This window comes from Pseudomonas veronii (genome assembly GCF_001439695.1).
In the GTDB taxonomy this organism is placed as follows: Bacteria; Pseudomonadota; Gammaproteobacteria; order Pseudomonadales; family Pseudomonadaceae; genus Aquipseudomonas; species Aquipseudomonas veronii.
Map to the genome: position 1 here is coordinate 175621 of NZ_JYLL01000001.1, position 17602 is coordinate 193222.

General features: G+C 60.7%; 11 protein-coding genes. 4 read left to right on the plus strand and 7 right to left on the minus strand.

The annotated features are described in order from the left end of the window. The first annotated feature begins 75 nt into the window (after positions 1 to 75). Positions 76 to 333: a hypothetical protein gene (locus TU80_RS32990; protein ID WP_126588441.1), complete on the plus strand. Its 258-nt coding sequence runs from the start codon at positions 76 to 78 to the stop codon at positions 331 to 333. 123 nt (positions 334 to 456) lie between these two features. After that, the gene (gene putP / locus TU80_RS00745) at positions 457 to 1941 is read left to right on the plus strand and encodes a sodium/proline symporter PutP (RefSeq protein ID WP_046384943.1); all 1485 of its coding nucleotides are present in this window, start codon (positions 457 to 459) and stop codon (positions 1939 to 1941) included. Between the two features lie 134 nt (positions 1942 to 2075). Here the strand turns inward: putP and TU80_RS00750 are convergent, their stop codons facing one another. From TU80_RS00750 to TU80_RS00760, 3 genes are all read right to left on the minus strand, one after another. Then, positions 2076 to 2465: a hypothetical protein gene (locus tag TU80_RS00750; protein WP_057003650.1), complete on the minus strand. Its 390-nt coding sequence runs from the start codon at positions 2463 to 2465 to the stop codon at positions 2076 to 2078. Next, a complete protein-coding gene (locus tag TU80_RS00755; protein WP_057003784.1) occupies positions 2455 to 3402 on the minus strand; it encodes a hypothetical protein in 948 nt (315 codons plus the stop codon). Before TU80_RS00755 ends, TU80_RS00750 begins: the two co-directional genes overlap by 11 nt. A 299-nt stretch (positions 3403 to 3701) precedes the next feature. Further along, on the minus strand, positions 3702 to 4979 hold the full coding sequence (locus tag TU80_RS00760) for an O-acetylhomoserine aminocarboxypropyltransferase/cysteine synthase family protein (RefSeq protein WP_057003651.1): 1278 nt from the start codon (positions 4977 to 4979) through the stop codon (positions 3702 to 3704). Between the two features lie 251 nt (positions 4980 to 5230). On the opposite strand from TU80_RS00760, the gene TU80_RS00765 reads away from it, so the two are divergent. Continuing rightward, positions 5231 to 6067, plus strand: a complete 837-nt coding sequence (locus TU80_RS00765; RefSeq protein WP_017849812.1) for a 23S rRNA (adenine(2030)-N(6))-methyltransferase RlmJ — start codon at positions 5231 to 5233, stop codon at positions 6065 to 6067. Between the two features lie 129 nt (positions 6068 to 6196). Here the strand turns inward: TU80_RS00765 and msrA are convergent, their stop codons facing one another. The 4 genes from msrA to aceE form a co-directional block, all read right to left on the minus strand. Next, positions 6197 to 6844 carry a peptide-methionine (S)-S-oxide reductase MsrA gene (gene msrA, locus TU80_RS00770; protein WP_017849811.1) on the minus strand — a complete coding sequence of 216 codons (648 nt, stop codon included), beginning with the start codon at positions 6842 to 6844 and terminating at the stop codon, positions 6197 to 6199. 73 nt (positions 6845 to 6917) lie between these two features. After that, complete coding sequence (locus TU80_RS00775; RefSeq protein WP_046384941.1) at positions 6918 to 9611, minus strand: putative bifunctional diguanylate cyclase/phosphodiesterase; 2694 nt, start codon at positions 9609 to 9611, stop codon at positions 6918 to 6920. 304 nt (positions 9612 to 9915) lie between these two features. Then, a complete protein-coding gene (aceF, locus tag TU80_RS00780) occupies positions 9916 to 11568 on the minus strand; it encodes a dihydrolipoyllysine-residue acetyltransferase (protein WP_057003652.1) in 1653 nt (550 codons plus the stop codon). An 11-nt stretch (positions 11569 to 11579) separates the two neighbouring features. Continuing rightward, positions 11580 to 14225: a pyruvate dehydrogenase (acetyl-transferring), homodimeric type gene (aceE, locus tag TU80_RS00785; protein WP_046384939.1), complete on the minus strand. Its 2646-nt coding sequence runs from the start codon at positions 14223 to 14225 to the stop codon at positions 11580 to 11582. A 383-nt stretch (positions 14226 to 14608) separates the two neighbouring features. Between aceE and glnE the strand changes: the two genes are divergently transcribed. After that, complete coding sequence (glnE, locus tag TU80_RS00790; protein ID WP_057003653.1) at positions 14609 to 17548, plus strand: bifunctional [glutamate--ammonia ligase]-adenylyl-L-tyrosine phosphorylase/[glutamate--ammonia-ligase] adenylyltransferase; 2940 nt, start codon at positions 14609 to 14611, stop codon at positions 17546 to 17548. Positions 17549 to 17602: the final 54 nt, after the last annotated feature.

The window sequence follows — 17602 nt, forward strand, 5'->3', positions numbered from 1 at the left end:
ATCCTCATGGGTGCCACTACCGAGTGGCATCAGCTGGCGGCAAGATTAGCTTCGGTCTGGAAGAGGTGCAACCGGGTGCAACCCTTTTTATGCATGAATTTTTCGCCGTTCCATCGGGAAAAAACCGACACTCGACCGAATCCGCTGCACTTTGGTGCATTTGCTTCTGAGATCGGCTGTTCTTGCTCCGAAAAGGAGCAAAAACGCGGTGTTTTCTGTAAAACACATCGAGGTGCAACTTATTCGCGAGAAACTGGTTGCACCTTATTTGCTTTGTTGAATAGCATTCGCGGCCAAGGTGCAACCACCCGTATGGTGTGGTTCATCGGCTGACGGCTTTCCTGGGGAAACGTCAGTCATAAATGCGCGCGATGCAGCTACGTTTACTCACTGGATCAGTGGGTGGCCGTCTGACAGACCGCCGCTACATAAAAACAAAGCCAGGGCGTCACTTCTATGAGCGTTAGTAATCCAACCCTGATCACGTTCGTGATCTACATCGCAGCAATGGTGCTGATCGGCTTCATGGCCTATCGCTCCACCAACAACCTTTCCGATTACATCCTGGGCGGTCGCAGCCTCGGTAGCGTGGTGACTGCCTTGTCAGCCGGTGCTTCCGACATGAGCGGCTGGTTGTTGATGGGCCTGCCGGGCGCGATCTACATGTCCGGCCTGTCGGAAAGCTGGATCGCCATCGGCCTGATCGTCGGTGCGTACCTCAACTGGCTGTTCGTGGCCGGTCGCCTGCGCGTGCAGACCGAGCACAACGGCGACGCCCTGACGCTGCCGGATTACTTTTCCAGCCGTTTCGAAGATAAAAGCGGCCTGCTGCGGATCATCTCCGCAGTAGTGATCCTGGTGTTCTTCACCATCTATTGCGCTTCCGGCATCGTGGCCGGTGCCCGTCTGTTCGAAAGCACCTTCGGCATGTCCTACGAGACTGCGCTGTGGGCCGGCGCGGCGGCGACGATTGCCTACACCTTTGTCGGTGGTTTCCTGGCCGTGAGCTGGACCGACACCGTACAAGCCACCCTGATGATCTTCGCGCTGATCCTGACGCCGATCATCGTGCTGCTGGCCACCGGCGGTATCGATACCACGTTCCTGGCGATCGAAGCGAAGAACCCCGACAACTTCAACATGCTGAAAAACACCAGCTTCATCGGCATCATCTCGCTGATGGGCTGGGGCCTGGGTTACTTCGGCCAGCCGCACATCCTCGCGCGTTTCATGGCGGCGGATTCGGTGAAGTCGATCGCCAAGGCGCGTCGCATCTCCATGACCTGGATGATCCTGTGCCTGGGCGGCACCGTGGCCGTGGGCTTCTTCGGCATCGCCTACTTCTCGGCGCACCCGGAAGTGGCCGGCCCCGTGACCGAGAACCACGAGCGCGTGTTTATCGAGCTGGCCAAGCTGCTGTTCAACCCATGGATTGCTGGCGTTCTGCTGTCGGCGATTCTGGCGGCGGTCATGAGCACTTTGAGCTGCCAATTGCTGGTGTGCTCCAGCGCCCTGACCGAGGACTTCTACAAGACCTTCCTGCGCAAGAACGCTTCCCAGGTTGAGCTAGTGTGGGTCGGCCGCGCCATGGTGCTGCTGGTGGCCGTGATCGCCATCGGCCTGGCCGCCAACCCGAATAACCGCGTATTGGGCCTGGTGAGCTACGCCTGGGCCGGCTTCGGCGCCGCGTTCGGCCCTGTGGTACTGATCTCGGTGATCTGGAAGCAGATGACCCGCAACGGCGCACTGGCTGGCATTCTGGTCGGCGCGATCACCGTGATCGTGTGGAAGCATTTCGAATTGTTGGGCCTGTACGAAATCATCCCAGGCTTCATCTTCGCCAGCCTGGCGATCTACATCGTCAGCAAGCTGGGCGCGCCGACTGCGGGTATGGTTGAGCGCTTTGATGCTGCCGAGAAAGACTACAACCTCAACAAATAAAACCTCGGGCGTTATGCGCCTGATGTGTTGAAGAAAACGGCTCGCTATCTTTTGGATAGCGGGCCGTTTTTCCTTCTGGTGCTTAAGCAAAGTAGATAGCGACCAAACAAAATCTGGCCCCTGCAATCGGGTGCTTATACGTTCAATTGATCACGGAAATGAAAGATCGTCGCGCCTGCAACTCCGACTAGTCCGATCAGGGCTGTCCCGTGAAGAGCAAGTTTTAGGCAGCTCGGAAACGCCTCCACCTGCTGTAAATCAACGACGCCACGTTTTGCATTCCATCGCGGCAGAGCGATTGCCACGTAGACCACGCATAGCCTGCCCAATCTTCCACGTAAGGAGTTGCTCAAAAGATGTTTGTACGTGCTCAAGAGGCTGCACTGATCCAAATAGCGCTCCATCACCTCTAATTTCCGATAGGCCAGAAATAGATCGAGAATAACCGCTATGAGCATTGCGGCCGCTGACCCAAGTGCTATTTGGTCTTTCGTGGGGAGATTGAGGAAGTACTCAATATTCATACAGAACCTCTCCAGCCGTAGCGCCAATTTCACCACCCCAGTGCCCGAAAACAGCGCCTCCGACTCCGCCGGCTATCAAAAGACAGCTCAAGGCGAATGGCCCGGTTGTAGGAGCCATTACGGCGACACACAAGCCCATTCCGATCTGACCTCCAAGGATTCCTCCTGCTACACCGAAGGTCAATTTACCTGCCTCTACATACTTCGCTTTCCTGCAGTGCTCCTCTCTTCCAGTGGAACACGCCTCCTTGATCTCCAACGCCGTTGCAGTCGTACTCAACGCGATGCCCAGCGGCGTGCCTTTTTTCAGCAGCTTTGCCGTCTTCGAAACCCGCGCAATCGTTTCGCTGTACCTCTTTATCTCTCCGCTGTGCAAATAGCTCTTGGTCGAGATTCCCAGCATTTTTTTGATCGAACCTTCATTGCGTAGCCCTGTGCCGTAGCGCGCAAAACTACGCATTTGCGCGTCCAGTTTGGCAAACAGGGTTTGGCGTCGAGCGAGGAACTCATCTCGCGTAGCACCGCCTCCCCGGCGCAGGAATTGTTTGTGCAGTGCATCAATTTCTTCGAGAGTCTTTGCAATGTTTTGCAAGTGTCGACTCCAGGCATCACCCGCCGTGCCTATCCCCAGCGAAGCGTAGCCCAGCAGTTTTTTCAGCAAGTCATAGTTGTGCAGTGCAAAAGCATCCCCGCCTTCGGCCATCACGCTATGCCGAATATCCCAGGCAGCTCGCATCAAGTGTGACTCTTGCGGGGTGCAGATCGCAGTGCTTTCGTCACCGATGATCACTAACTGTCCCGGCAGTACGACAACATTGCGGATGTGAGTATTGAGGGTGTCGAACTTGGCTTCGGCGTATGGGTTCAAGTGCAAACTTGCCTTGAGCTCCACCGAGGTTTGTTGGCGGTCATTGATGAAGGCATAGGGCTGAGGCATTAGCGACTCCCCAGCCATGGTGATCGGTTCGAAGGGCGGTCGCTGCTTGCCATGAAAACAGTCCTTTTTGAATGAGCATGGCTGCGCAATTTAAATAGCGATTCGAGCGGTGTCGTGGTTTTGGCGGGGGATTTTTCGGTGGTTTTTTGCTTTTGGGAAAAGGGCTACTGAGTTGCGCCAGGTTTCCGACAGCGGCGTGAATGTTCACTGCCTTTACGCCGACGACCTTGCGGCACAAGGTCGCCTGCTTCACGCGCCATGCAGATGTTAGCCATGGCGCGCGGGTCGCTTACCTGGCCTCAGGCGTGCGTCGCAGCCAGCGCCTGTTGCAGATCCTCGATCAAGTCTTCAATCGCCTCGATCCCCACCGACAGGCGAATCATCTCCGGCTTCACGCCGGCCTTGGCCTGTTCCTGCTCGTTCATCTGGCGATGGGTGGTGGACGCCGGGTGGCAGGCCAGGGATTTGGCGTCGCCGATGTTCACCAGGCGTTTGAAGATTTGCAGGGCGTCGTAGAAGCGTACACCGGCTTCGTAACCGCCCTTCAGACCAAACGACAGGATCGCCGACGGTTTGCCCTGCATGTATTTCTGCGCGAGTGCGTGGTGCGGATGATCGGGCAGCCCGGCGTAGCTGACCCACTCGACTTCGGCGTGATCTTGCAGGAACCGCGCGACCTTCAAGGCATTCTCGGTGTGGCGTTCCATGCGCAGGGCCAGGGTTTCCAGGCCTTGCAGCAGCAGGAAGGCGTTCATCGGCGCCAGCGCTGCGCCGGTGTTGCGCAGCGGTACGGTGCGGGCGCGGGCGATGAAGGCGGCGGGGCCGAATTTTTCGGTGTAGACCACGCCGTGGTAAGCCGGTTCGGGCTGGTTGAGGCCGGGGAATTTTTCCGCGTATTTCGCCCACGGGAACGTGCCGCTGTCGACAATCACGCCGCCCAGGGAGTTGCCATGGCCGCCAACGTATTTGGTCACCGAATGCACCACGATATCGGCACCGAACTGGATCGGTTTGCACAGGATCGGCGTGGCCACGGTGTTGTCCACCATCAGCGGTACGCCACGGGCGTGGGCCACGTCGGCGAGGGCTTGCAGGTCGATGATGTTGCCCGCCGGGTTGCCGATGCTCTCGCAGTAGACCAGTTTGGTGTTGTCATCGATCAGTTCGGCGATGGCGGCGGCGGAATCGTCGCGGGCGAAGCGCACATCGACGCCAAAGCTCGGCAGCAGGTGGGCGAACAGGGTGTAGGTGCCGCCATAGAGCTGCGGCGTGGTGACGATGTTGTCACCGGCGCGGGTCAGGGTCTGGATCGCATAGTGGATCGCTGCGCTGCCGGCGGACACGGCCAGCGCGGCGATACCGCCTTCGAGCGCGGCCATGCGTTGCTCCAGCACATCGTTGGTCGGGTTCATGATCCGCGTGTAGATATTGCCGGGTACGTCCAGGTTGAACAGGTCGGCGCCGTGCTGGGCGTTATCGAATTCGAAGGCGACGTTCTGGTAGATCGGCACCGCGACGGCCTTGGTGGTCGGGTCGGACTTGAAGCCGTGGTGCAGGGCGATGGTGGCGTCTTTCATGGTTATTGTTGACCTCCTTGGTTTTTAAGGGCGCCCCCGGGCAGGGTGGGAGCTGGCTTGGCTGCGATGGCATCATCGCGGAGTGCAGGTAATACCGCGTCGCTTGTGTCGCGGGCAAGCCCGCACATGCTGTAAGGATTAGATTGTTTTCACAAGGACGCCTGTCTTTGCGGCATAAGCACCGCCCGGCATGCGGCCCTGCACCTTTGCCCGTGTAGCAGGTAAACTTCGCCCCCTGCGCAGGAGCAACCATGAATTATCGTCACGCCTTTCACGCCGGCAACCACGCCGATGTCTTCAAACACCTGACCTTGACCCGCCTCATCGCCTTGATGTCGCGCAAGGAGCAGCCGTTCGCCTACCTCGATACCCATGCCGGGATCGGTCTGTACGACCTGCAGGGCGATCAGGCCAACCGTACCGGTGAATACCTGGAAGGCATCGCCCGTCTGTGGGGCAAGAGCGATCTGCCGCCATTGACCGCCGACTACATGCGCGTGCTGCACGAGATGAACCCGGATGGCCAGTTGCGCTACTACCCCGGTTCGCCGGAACTGGCACGCCGCCTGACCCGCCCCCAGGACCGCGTGCTGCTCAATGAAAAGCACCCGGAAGACGGCGTGCTGCTCAAGGACAACATGAAGGGCGATCGTCGCGTCAAGGTTCACCTGGGCGAAGGCTGGCATGTGCCACGCGCGTTGCTGCCGGTGCCGGAAAAGCGTGCGCTGATGCTGATCGACCCGCCGTTTGAACAGCTCGACGAAATGCAGCGCTGCGCGGCGTCGCTCAAAGAGGCGGTCGGCCGCATGCGCCAGACGGTCGCAGCGATCTGGTACCCGGTGAAGGACCAGCGCATGTTGCGCCGTTTCTACCAGGACCTGGCCGGCACCGGTGCGCCGAAGCTGCTGCGCGTCGAATTGCTGGTGCATCCGTTGGACACGCCCAACACCCTGACCGGCTCGGGCCTGGCGATTGCCAACCCGCCGTGGGGCTTGGAGGAGGAGTTGCGTGAGCTGCTGCCGTGGCTGTCCAAGCAACTGGGCCAGACCCAGGGCGGGTGGCAGATGGATTGGCTGATTGCTGAGTAACCGAGTCTGGCGCAGGCCCATGTGGGAGGGGGCTTGCCCCCGATAACGGTGTATCAGTCCATACATCTGTACCTGATACATTGCTATCGGGGGCAAGTCGAACCGTCGCACCGCCCCTCCCACATTTTTTTAGATCGGGCAGGTCACGCCTGTACCGCCAATCCCGCAATAGCCCTGCGGATTCTTCGCCAGGTACTGCTGGTGATACGCCTCGGCGAAGTACACCGTCGGGGCCTCGTCGATTTCCGTGGTGATGGGGCCCAGGCCAGCCTTGGTCAGCTCTTGCTGATACGCCTGCGCACTGGCCTGCGCCGCCGCCAATTGCTCCGGCGTGGTGGCGTAGATCACTGAACGGTACTGGCTGCCGATGTCGTTGCCCTGGCGCATGCCCTGGGTCGGGTTGTGCAGTTCCCAGAACATCTTCAGCAAGTCTTCGTATTTCACCTTGGCCTGGTCATACACCACCAGCACCACTTCGCTATGGCCGGTCAGGCCCGAGCAGACTTCTTCGTAAGTCGGGTTCGGCGTGTAGCCGCCGGCATAACCGACCACGGTACTGACCACGCCATCGCGCTGCCAGAATTTGCGTTCTGCGCCCCAGAAGCAGCCCAGGCCGAAGATCGCGAAGCCGACGTCGTCGAGGAACGGGCCGAGCAGCGGGTTGCCGTTGACGAAGTGCGTCTCCGGCAACGTCATCGGGGTTTCGCGGCCAGGCAAAGCTTGTTCTGCAGTAGGAAGCACGTTTTTGTTCACCAGAATTTCCGAGCGCAAGACCATGAGCAGTCCTCTCGTCAGGTTGAGTTAACAGTAAAGAATCAGACAGCCAGTGTGCCCGAGTGTTACAGCGCTGTCAGGCGATTGGCCCGCGAGGGTAGCGTTTAAGCTTCTCGAGCAGCTCTGAACCGGGGATGGGCCGGTCGAACAGATAGCCCTGGCCGACGTCGCAACGGTGCCGACGCAGGAACGCCAACTGCTCGGCGGTCTCGATGCCTTCGGCCACGACCTTGAGCTTGAGGTTGTGGGCCATGGCGATCACGGCGGAGGTGATTTCCATGTCGTCCTGGTTGTCCGGGATTTCGTGGATAAAGCTGCGATCGATCTTGATGATGTCGATCGGGAATTTTTTCAAGTAGCTCAGCGACGAGTAACCGGTGCCGAAATCGTCCATGGCCAGGGTCAGGCCCAGGCTTTTCAACTGGTCCAGTTGCAGGCGGGTATCCTCGGTGGCCTCCAGCAGCAGGCCTTCGGTCAACTCAAGTTCGAGCAGGTTGGCCGGCAGTTCTTCTTCCTTGAGGATCGAGGCAATCGAGGCCACCAGGTCCGGGTCGGAGAACTGTTTGGGCGACAGGTTGATCGCCACCTGCAGGTTGCCCAGGCCGGCGGCGCTCAGTTGCTTGCTCATGCGGCAGGCCTGGCGGGCGATCCATTTGCCGATGGGGATGATCAGGCCGGTTTCTTCGGCCACGCTGATGAACTGGTCGGGGCGGATCATGCCCTTTTCCGGGTGGTTCCAACGCAGCAGCGCCTCCATGCCCAGCAAGCGGCCACTGCGCAGGCACAGCTTGGGCTGGTAGAACACGTCCAGCTCGTTCTGGGTCAGGGCGCGGCGCAGGTTGTTTTCCACGAACAGTTTGTAGCTGGCCTCGGCGTTCAGCGCTTCGGTAAACACTTGTACCTGGTGTTTGCCGTTGGCTTTGGCCTTGTGCAGGGCCAAGCCGGCGTTGCGCATCAGGGTTTGCGGGTCGCGGCCATGCAGCGGCGCGCAGGCCAGGCCCACGGAGCCGGTGACGCTGATCAATTGGTTGTCGACGAACATCGGCTTGTCGAGGGTCGCCAGCAGTTGGCTGGCAACGAGCTGGCCGCTCTCCAGGTCGGTGTCGTCGAGCAATACCGCAAATTCGTTACTGGCAAAGCGCGCCAGGCTGCCACCGGCGCTGAGGCTGTTGCGCAGGCGCCGGGCCAGGCTGATCAGCAGCTTGTCGCCGGTCTGGTGGCCGAGGCTGTCGTTGATCCGCTTGAAGTTGTCGATGTCCACCAGCAACAGACAGATCGGGCTGTCGCTGTCGCGGGCAAAGCGTTCGTCGAGGTTGCGGATAAACGCCGGACGGTTGCCCAGGTTGGTCAGGTTGTCGGTATAGGCCAGGCGCTCGATGCGCTGCTGGGCCAGCTTGGTCTGGGTGATGTCTTCGTAGATGCCGATGTAGTGGGTCAGCTCGCGATTGTCGCCATAGACCTTGGAGATCGACAGCTGGCCCCAATAGGGTTCCAGGTTCTTGCGTCGGCTCTTGAACTCGCCCTGCCAGCTGTTGCTCTTGGCCAGGCTCGACGGCGCGTCGAACAGCAATTCGCTGAGGTTTTCCAGCGCGGGCAATTGCGCCAGGCGATGGCCGTGGACCTCTTCGGTACTGTACTGGGTGATCGCGGTAAAACTGGGGTTGACGTACTCCACCACGCCATCGCAATTGACCAGCAGGAAGGCGTTGGCGCTTTGTTCCACCGCGCGCTGAAACAGGTGCAGGGCGCTGGTGGCGGTACGACGGTTGTGATTGTTGATCACTTGCGCGAACTGATCCGCCAGCTCGCCGGCAAAGGCGATCTCGTCGGACTGCCAGACGCGTGTGCAGCCGCTTTGTTCCAGGCACAGCACACCCACGACCTGGCCATCGACACGGATGCTCGCGTCGAGCATTGCATACACGTCGTTGGCCTGCAGCGATTCGGCCATTTCGCGGGTGCGTGGGTCGCGCATGACATTGGTAGCATCGATCGCCCGGCTGGTTTGCAGGGCTTCGAGATAGTCCGGAAAGCCACTGGCGTCAATTGGCTCAGGCAAGTGGTGGCGCTGATCGGCGCGCTGGTACGCCGAAATCGGTACCAGGCGCTGGCCTTCGAGGTTCCAGATGCTGGCGCAATCGATCTGATAGATATCGCAGGCGCTGCGGGTAATCAGCTCGGCGGCTTCCTGCAGCGAATTATTCGTGGTGTAGCGCTGGCGTGCGAGCAGCAGGATCAGCTCTTGCTGGGCGCGTACCCGTTCCAGGTGCAGCAACTGTTCCTGTTGCGCGCGCTGGTTGAGTTCCAGGGCGATCTGCAGCCGGCTGTTCTGGCTTTCCAGGTCTGCTGTCGGCGCTGTCGACGGGATCTCGCTGAACAGGCCGTCGACCACCATCAGGTAGCCCCGCAGCAGGTGGCGATTGTGTTGTTTGTAGGCTTCGCCCAGTTCCAGCAGGCTTAGAGGGCCGTCGTTGGTGTGCAGGGTGTAGCGCACCAGGTAATGAGGGCTCTCGGCCAGTTGCTGCTGGATGGCATCGTGCAGTTGATAGCGCGCCTGTGGCTCCATCAGGCTGGCGTAGGGCGAGCCGATCAGCGCGCACAGTTCAACCGCCGGCAGGCCGAATTGGCGCTCGCAATTGGGGTCTAGGTAGAGCAGGGCCCAGCTTGCCTCATTCAGCCGCTCGAAACGCAGCATACCGAGGCGCGAAGGCACCGGTAATTGCGTCACTACCTCGGCCGCCGTCCGGGCGACATCGGGTTGGCTTTTCATGGGGAAGCTCACTTGAAAAAACGCACTCGGCGCCGGGCTCACGCCCTCTTTACTGTTGCCTGCAGCAAGGTTGCATCATGCAGCCCAGGCTGACAAGAGAGGATGAAGGCTAAGTGCTATAAGGGTTATATCGGCTACGCGGTCGATTTCTGCAATCGGGGTGATAGGTGGTGTACAACCCTGTTTTTACTGTCCAAGAAACGCGCAAAAAAAGCCCCGCCAAGTGGCGGGGTTGAGGTACGAGCGTGGCGCTCGGAAATCGATGCAATCGGGCCTCCCTCGTGCAAGGGAGGCCCGTCGCGGCTTACAGCAAGATGGTGCGGATGTCGTTCAGCAGTTGGCTCAGGCGCTGGGTGAAGCGTGCCGCCGCGGCGCCGTTGATCACGCGGTGATCGTAGGACAGCGACAGTGGCAGCATCAGCTTCGGCTGGAAGGCTTTACCGTCCCATACCGGCTGGATGGTCGCCTTGGAAACGCCCAGGATCGCCACTTCCGGCGCATTGACGATTGGCGTGAAGCCAGTGCCGCCAATGTGACCGAGGCTGGAGATGGTGAAGCATGCGCCCTGCATGTCGTCCGCGGTGAGCTTCTTGTCGCGGGCCTTGGCAGCCAGCGCAGCGGCTTCGGCAGCCAGTTGCAGCAGGCTCTTCTGGTCGACGTTCTTGATGACCGGTACCAGCAGGCCATCCGGGGTGTCGACGGCAAAGCCGATGTGAACGTACTTCTTGCGAATGATCGCCTTGCCGCTTGGCGCCAGCGAACTGTTGAAGTCCGGCAGCTCCTTGAGCAGGTGCGCGCAGGCCTTGAGCAACAGTGGCAGCACGGTCAGTTTCACGCCGGCCTTCTCGGCCACGGCTTTCTGCGCAACGCGGAAAGCTTCCAGGTCGGTGATGTCGGCCTGGTCGAACTGGGTCACGTGCGGGATGTTCAGCCAGCTGCGGTGCAGGCTCGACGCGCCGATTTGCATCAGGCGGGTCATCTGCACTTCTTCGGTTTCGCCGAAGCGGCTGAAGTCTACGACCGGGATCGGCGGAATGCCCGCACCACCGGTAGCATTGCCGGCAGCCGGGGCTTCCTTGGCTTTCTGCATCATGGATTTGACGTAAACCTGTACGTCTTCCTTGAGCACGCGACCGTGCGGGCCGGTGGCCGTGACGGCGTTCAGCTCGACGCCGAACTCGCGGGCCAGTTGGCGCACGGCAGGGCCGGCGTGAACCTTGGCACCGCTTCGTGCCGGTGCCACCGCCGGGGCCGGTGCGGCCTCGGCGTTTGCGGCAGGCGCTGGAGCTGGAGCTGGAGCCGCGGCGGCCGGTGCGGCTTCAGCCTTGGCAGCCGGCGCAGCGGCCGGTGCCGGGGCAGCAGCCGACGCAGCGCCTTGGACTTTCAGCTTGAGGATGAAGTCGCCAGTGCCGACTTCGTCTTCCAGCTTGACCGCGATGCTTTCCACCACGCCGGCAGCCGGCGAAGGGATTTCCATGGAGGCCTTGTCGGACTCCAGGGTGATCAGCGACTGGTCGGCTTCGACGGTGTCGCCGACCTTGACCAGCAGTTCGATGATCTTGGCCTTGCCCGACGAGCCGATGTCCGGGACATGAATGTCCTGGATGGTGGCTGCGGCCGGTGCGGCAGCCGGGGCCGCAGGGGCCTCGGCAGCAGCAGGTTTTTCAGCCGGCGCTGGCGCCGGTGCTGCCGCAGCAGCTGGAGCAGGGGCCGCAGCGGCGGCGCCCTCGATTTCCAGCTCCAGCAGTTCGTCGCCTTCTTTCAGGCGATCGCCCAGCTTCACTTTCAGGCTCTTGACCACGCCGGCCTTGGGAGCAGGGATTTCCATGCTCGCCTTGTCCGATTCCAGGGTCAGGATGCTCTGGTCGGCTTCGACGGTGTCGCCGACCTTCACAAACAGCTCGATTACTTCACCTTCACCGCTGCCGATGTCAGGTACGCGAATGAGTTCGCTCACAAAAAGTCTCCTCAGCAGTCCAGTGGGTTGCGTTTTTCCGGGTTGATCCCGAACTTGACGATGGCGTCAGCCACCACCTTGGGTTCGATCTCACCGCGGTCAGCCAAGGCTTCCAGGGCTGCCAACACCACGAAGTGACGGTCGACTTCGAAGAAGTGACGCAGCTTCTTGCGGCTGTCACTGCGGCCGAAACCGTCGGTGCCCAGGACTTTGAATTCCTTGGACGGGACCCACTGGCGAATTTGTTCAGCAAACAGTTTCATGTAGTCGGTGGATGCGATCACCGGACCTTTACGGCCAGTCAGGCATTCTTCGACGTAGCTCAGCTCAGGCTTCTGACCTGGGTGCAGGCGGTTGTTGCGTTCTACGGCCAGGCCGTCGCGACGCAGTTCGTTGAAGCTGGTCACGCTCCACACGTCGGCGCCGACGTTGAATTCGTCACGCAGGATCTTCGCCGCTTCACGCACTTCGCGCAGGATGGTGCCGGAGCCCATCAGTTGCACGTGATGCGCTGCTTCCTTGGTGTCTTCTTCGAGCAGGTACATGCCCTTGATGATGCCTTCCTCGACACCGGCCGGCATGGCAGGTTGCTGGTAGGACTCGTTCATCACGGTGATGTAGTAGAAAACGTCCTGCTGCTCCTGGGTCATCTTCTTCATGCCGTCCTGGATGATCACCGCCAGCTCATAGCCGTAGGTTGGATCAAAGGTGCGGCAGTTCGGAATGGTGGCCGCCAGGATGTGGCTGTGACCGTCTTCGTGTTGCAGGCCTTCGCCGTTCAGCGTGGTGCGACCGGCGGTGCCGCCGATCAGGAAACCACGGGTACGGCTGTCGCCTGCTGCCCAGGCCAGGTCGCCGATACGCTGGAAGCCGAACATCGAGTAGAAGATGTAGAACGGCAGCATCGGCTGGTTGTGGCAGGAGTACGACGTACCGGCAGCGATGAAGGAGCTCATGGCGCCCGCTTCGTTGATGCCTTCTTCGAGGATCTGGCCCTTCTTGTCTTCCTTGTAGAACATCACCTGGTCTTTATCGACTGGCTCGTAGAGCTGGCCGACGGAGGAGTAGATGCCCAACTGACGGAACATGCCTTCCATACCGAAGGTACGGGCTTCGTCCGGGATGATCGGCACGATGCGCGAACCGACTTCCTTATCCTTGACCAGCTGCGCGAGGATCCGCACGAAGGCCATGGTGGTGGAGATTTCACGGTCGCCCGAGCCGTCGAGGATGGCCTTGAGGGTATCCAGCGCCGGTGTTGGGATGTTGACGCTCTTGGCACGGCGCTGTGGCACGAAACCGCCCAGTGCGGCACGACGCTCGCTCAGGTAGCGGGCTTCGGCGCTGTTCGGCTCTGGCTTGAAGAACGGCAGGTTTTCCAGCTCTTCGTCCTTGACCGGGATGTCGAAGCGGTCGCGGAACAGCTTCAGGCTGCCGACATCGACTTTCTTGGTGTTGTGCGCAGTGTTCTTCGCTTCGCCGGCACCGGTGCCATAACCCTTGATGGTCTTGGCCAGGATGACGGTCGGTTGTTCTTTGTGGTTGACCGCTTCGTGGTACGCCGCGTAGACCTTGTACGGGTCGTGGCCGCCACGGTTGAGTTTCCAGATCTCGTCGTCGGACAGGTCGGCAACCATCGCCTTGAGTTCAGGCGTGTTGAAGAAGTGTTCACGCACGAACGCGCCGTCTTTGGCCTTGTAGTTCTGGTACTCGCCGTCGATGACTTCGTCCATGCGACGTTGCAGGATACCGTCGACGTCCTTGGCCAGCAGTGGGTCCCAGAAACGGCCCCAGATGACTTTGGTCACGTTCCACTGAGCACCGCGGAACACGCCTTCGAGTTCCTGGATGATCTTGCCGTTGCCGCGAACCGGGCCGTCGAGGCGCTGCAGGTTGCAGTTGATGACGAAGATCAGGTTGTCCAGCTTCTCGCGGCCGGCCAGGGAGATGGCACCCAGGGATTCCGGCTCGTCGCACTCGCCGTCGCCCAGGAAGCACCAGACTTTCTGCTTGCCTTCGGGGATGAAACCACGGGCTTCCATGTACTTCATGAAGCGCGCCTGGTAGATCGCCTGGATCGGGCCCAGACCCATGGAAACGGTCGGGAACTGCCAGAAATCAGGCATCAGCCAAGGGTGCGGGTAGGACGACAGGCCCTGACCGTCGACTTCCTGGCGGAAGTTGTTCATCTGTTCTTCGCTGATGCGACCTTCCATGAACGCACGGGCGTAGACGCCTGGCGAGGTGTGGCCCTGGAAGTAGATCAGGTCGCCGCCGTGTTCGTCGGTCGGGGCCTGGAAGAAGTAGTTGAAGCCGATGTCATAGAGCGTTGCGCTGGAAGCGAAGCTGGAGATGTGACCGCCCAGGTCAGAATCTTTCAAGTTCGTACGCATTACCATCGCCATGGCGTTCCAACGTACCAGCGAGCGAATGCGGCGTTCCATGAACAGGTCGCCAGGCATGCGTGCTTCGTGGGTAACAGGGATGGTATTGCGATATGGCGTGGTGATGGCGTAGGGCAGTTGCGAGCCGCTGCGGGTCGCGAGTTCGCCCATACGGGTCATCAGATAGTGAGCACGGTCTTCGCCTTCTTTGTCGAGAACCGATTCCAGGGCGTCCAGCCATTCCTGGGTTTCGACGGGATCGAGGTCTTGCATGGCTTGCTCCAGGGCGGAAAGGCTACCAGAATCGGTTGCCTGAAGTTTGCGACTGGCCTTGTGGGCAGACGACATAAATTCTTGGATGGCCGGAGGTTGCTCCGGCGTCCTGTAGTTTTACTACAAATCGTCGGCCATTTCAGCCTTTCGAATGTATATACGAGTAGTAAAACTACACAAGACTGAGCGGATTGCTCGGTCCGTTAGGTGAGCATAATCGTTATTGTTGATCTTTTGCGAAGAAGAAAAGGTAGAAATTTAATGTTACCTGCCAAAATTTATGAATTTTCAGCTATTTCTAACTTTTGTTCGACAGTCATTCATCGCGCCTGCCTCCTGCGTTCACCGCAACAAGCCCTTTACGCGCCGTTCAAGGATAGACCATGAGCCTTCCAACGCTGGCCGAGCTGCCGGCCGTTCTCTTGCCGTTCGCCATTCGGGCCGAACAGTCATTCCGTGACGCAGTGGCCGCGCTGGACGACGATCATGGCCTTTCTGAATGGACGCCGCAACGCTGGGCCGATTTCGCGCGGGTGTGCGCGGCCAGTGATTTCGTGATTGAACAGAGTGTTCGTGACCCGTTGATGTTGCTCGAATTGGTCGCCTGGGGCGAGTTGGACCGTGGTTTTGCACCGGGCGAGCTGTGCGGGCAGATTGCCGGTGCCGTGCAACAGGCTGAAACAGAAGATGAGTTGGGCCGCGTGCTGCGCCGCCAGCGTACCCGCCAGCAAGTCCGCATCATCTGGCGCGACCTGACCCGCCAGGCGGATCTGGTGCAAACCTGTCGCGACCTCTCCGACATGGCCGACGCCAGCATCGACCAGGCCTACCAGTGGCTGTACCAGCGCCATTGCGCGCAGTTCGGCACGCCGACCGGGCGCCGCAGCGGTGAGCCGCAGCAGATGGTGATCCTCGGCATGGGCAAGCTCGGCGCGGTGGAGCTGAACCTGTCATCCGACATCGACTTGATCTTCGCCTACCCCGAAGGCGGCGAGACGGTGGGGGTGAAGCGCGCCCTGGATAACCAGGAGTTCTTCATTCGCCTGGGGCAAAAACTGATCAAGGCCCTCGACCCGATGACCGTCGACGGTTTTGTCTTCCGTGTCGACATGCGCCTGCGGCCTTACGGTTCGTCGGGCGCGCTGGTGCTCAGCTTCAATGCGTTGGAACAGTATTACCAGGACCAGGGCCGCGACTGGGAGCGCTACGCGATGATCAAGGCGCGCGTGGTAGCCGGCGATCAGGTGGCCGGTGCGCAACTGCTCGACATGCTGCGACCGTTCGTCTACCGCCGCTATTTGGACTTCTCCGCCATCGAAGCGCTGCGCACCATGAAGCAGTTGATCCAGCAGGAAGTGCGGCGCAAGGGCATGGCCGACAACATCAAGCTCGGTTCGGGCGGCATCCGCGAAGTGGAATTTATCGCCCAGGCGTTCCAGCTGATCCATGGCGGGCGCGACCTCAGCCTGCAGCAACGGCCGTTGCTCAAGGTGCTGGGCACCCTGGAAGGCCAGGGCTACCTGCCGCCGGCGGTGATCGCCGAGTTGCGCGATGGCTACGAATTCCTGCGTTACACCGAGCATGCGATCCAGGCGATTGCCGACCGCCAGACCCAGATGCTGCCGGACAGCCCCGAAGATCAGGCGCGCATTGCCTTTATGCTCGGCTTCGCCGATTGGGCCGCGTTCCATGAGCGCCTGATGTACTGGCGTGGGCGGGTAGACTGGCACTTCCGCCAGGTGATCGCTGATCCGGATGAAGAAGACGGCGAAGAAAGCGAACTGGTCGTCGGTGGGGAATGGTTGCCACTGTGGGAGGAGTCCCAGGACGAAGACGCTGCCTGCCGCCAACTGGCCGAAGGTGGCTTCACTGACGCGCCCAAAGCGCTCAAAGCCTTGGCCGGCCTGCGCGGCAGCCCGCAATTGCGCGCCATGCAGCGCCTCGGTCGCGAGCGCCTGGATGCGTTTATCCCGCGTCTGCTGGCGCAGGCCGTCGAGCACGCCAACCCGGACCTGGTGCTGGAGCGCGTCTTGCCGCTGGTGGAAGCCGTCGCCCGCCGGTCCGCCTACCTGGTGTTGCTCACGGAAAACCCTGACGCCCTGCGGCGCCTGTTGACCTTGTGCGCTGCCAGCCCGTGGATCGCCGAACAGATCACCCGCTTCCCGCTGCTGCTTGACGAATTGCTCAACGAAGGCCGCTTGTTCAAGCCGCCGTTGGCGCCGGAACTCGCCGCCGAACTGCGCGAACGCCTTACGCGTATCCCCGAAGACGACCTTGAGCAGCAGATGGAAGCGCTGCGGCACTTCAAGCTGGCTCACCGCTTGCGCGTGGCCGCCTCGGAAATCGCCGGCAGCCTGCCGCTGATGAAAGTCAGCGATTACCTGACCTGGCTCGCCGAAGCCATCCTCGAACAAGTGCTGGCCCTGGCCTGGCGCCAGACCGTCGCCCGCCACGGCGCGCCGCAGCGGTTGGATGGCAGCGTGTGCGATCCTGGGTTCATCATTGTCGGTTATGGGAAAGTCGGCGGCATCGAATTGGGGCATGGTTCGGACCTGGACTTGGTGTTTATCCATGACGGCGACCCGCAGGCCGAAACCGATGGCGCCAAGCCGATCGACGGCGCGCAGTTCTTCACGCGCCTGGGCCAGCGGATCATTCACTTGCTGACCACCCAGACCAACTCGGGGCAATTGTATGAAGTGGACATGCGCCTGCGACCGTCGGGCGCATCCGGTTTGCTGGTGAGCTCCCTCGGCGCCTTTGCGCGCTATCAGGAAAACGAAGCCTGGACCTGGGAACATCAGGCGCTGATCCGCGCGCGGGTGTTGGTGGGCAGCCAGGACGTGGGCCGCGCCTTCGAACAGGTGCGGGCCAAGGTGTTGGGCCGTGAACGCGACTTGACGAAGCTGCGCCAGGAGGTCAGCGAGATGCGCGCCAAGATGCGCGATAACCTCGGGACCCGGGCCACGGCGGCCGGTACCGGCGCGAATGCCTTCGAACCGACGGTGGCGTTCGACCTCAAGCAGGACGCCGGAGGTATCGTCGATATTGAATTTATGGTGCAATACGCCGCTTTGGCATGGTCTGCGCAACATCCATCGTTGCTGCGCTACACCGACAATATCCGCATTCTGGAGGGCCTGGAGCAGGTCGGGCTGATGCCCGCCGCCGATGCCCATTTACTGCGCGAGGTATATAAGGCCTACCGTTCCGCGGCGCACCGCCAGGCTTTGCAGAACGAAGCCGGTACGGTGGCCGGGGATCAGTTCGCCGACGAACGGCGCCAGGTGATGCGAATCTGGCAGGCGCTGGGGTTAAGCTGACACTCGATTAAATGAGCGACGCCAATCTAATGTGGAAACCGGCTTCATGTGGGA

Coding starts and splice junctions, on each gene's coding strand:
- putP (WP_046384943.1), top strand. CDS start 457: ATGAGCGTTAGTAATCCAACCCTGATCACGTTCGTGATCTACATCGCA.
- TU80_RS00750 (WP_057003650.1), bottom strand. CDS start 2,465: ATGAATATTGAGTACTTCCTCAATCTCCCCACGAAAGACCAAATAGCA.
- TU80_RS00755 (WP_057003784.1), bottom strand. CDS start 3,402: ATGCCTCAGCCCTATGCCTTCATCAATGACCGCCAACAAACCTCGGTG.
- TU80_RS00760 (WP_057003651.1), bottom strand. CDS start 4,979: ATGAAAGACGCCACCATCGCCCTGCACCACGGCTTCAAGTCCGACCCG.
- TU80_RS00765 (WP_017849812.1), top strand. CDS start 5,231: ATGAATTATCGTCACGCCTTTCACGCCGGCAACCACGCCGATGTCTTC.
- msrA (WP_017849811.1), bottom strand. CDS start 6,844: ATGGTCTTGCGCTCGGAAATTCTGGTGAACAAAAACGTGCTTCCTACT.
- TU80_RS00775 (WP_046384941.1), bottom strand. CDS start 9,611: ATGAAAAGCCAACCCGATGTCGCCCGGACGGCGGCCGAGGTAGTGACG.
- aceE (WP_046384939.1), bottom strand. CDS start 14,225: ATGCAAGACCTCGATCCCGTCGAAACCCAGGAATGGCTGGACGCCCTG.
- glnE (WP_057003653.1), top strand. CDS start 14,609: ATGAGCCTTCCAACGCTGGCCGAGCTGCCGGCCGTTCTCTTGCCGTTC.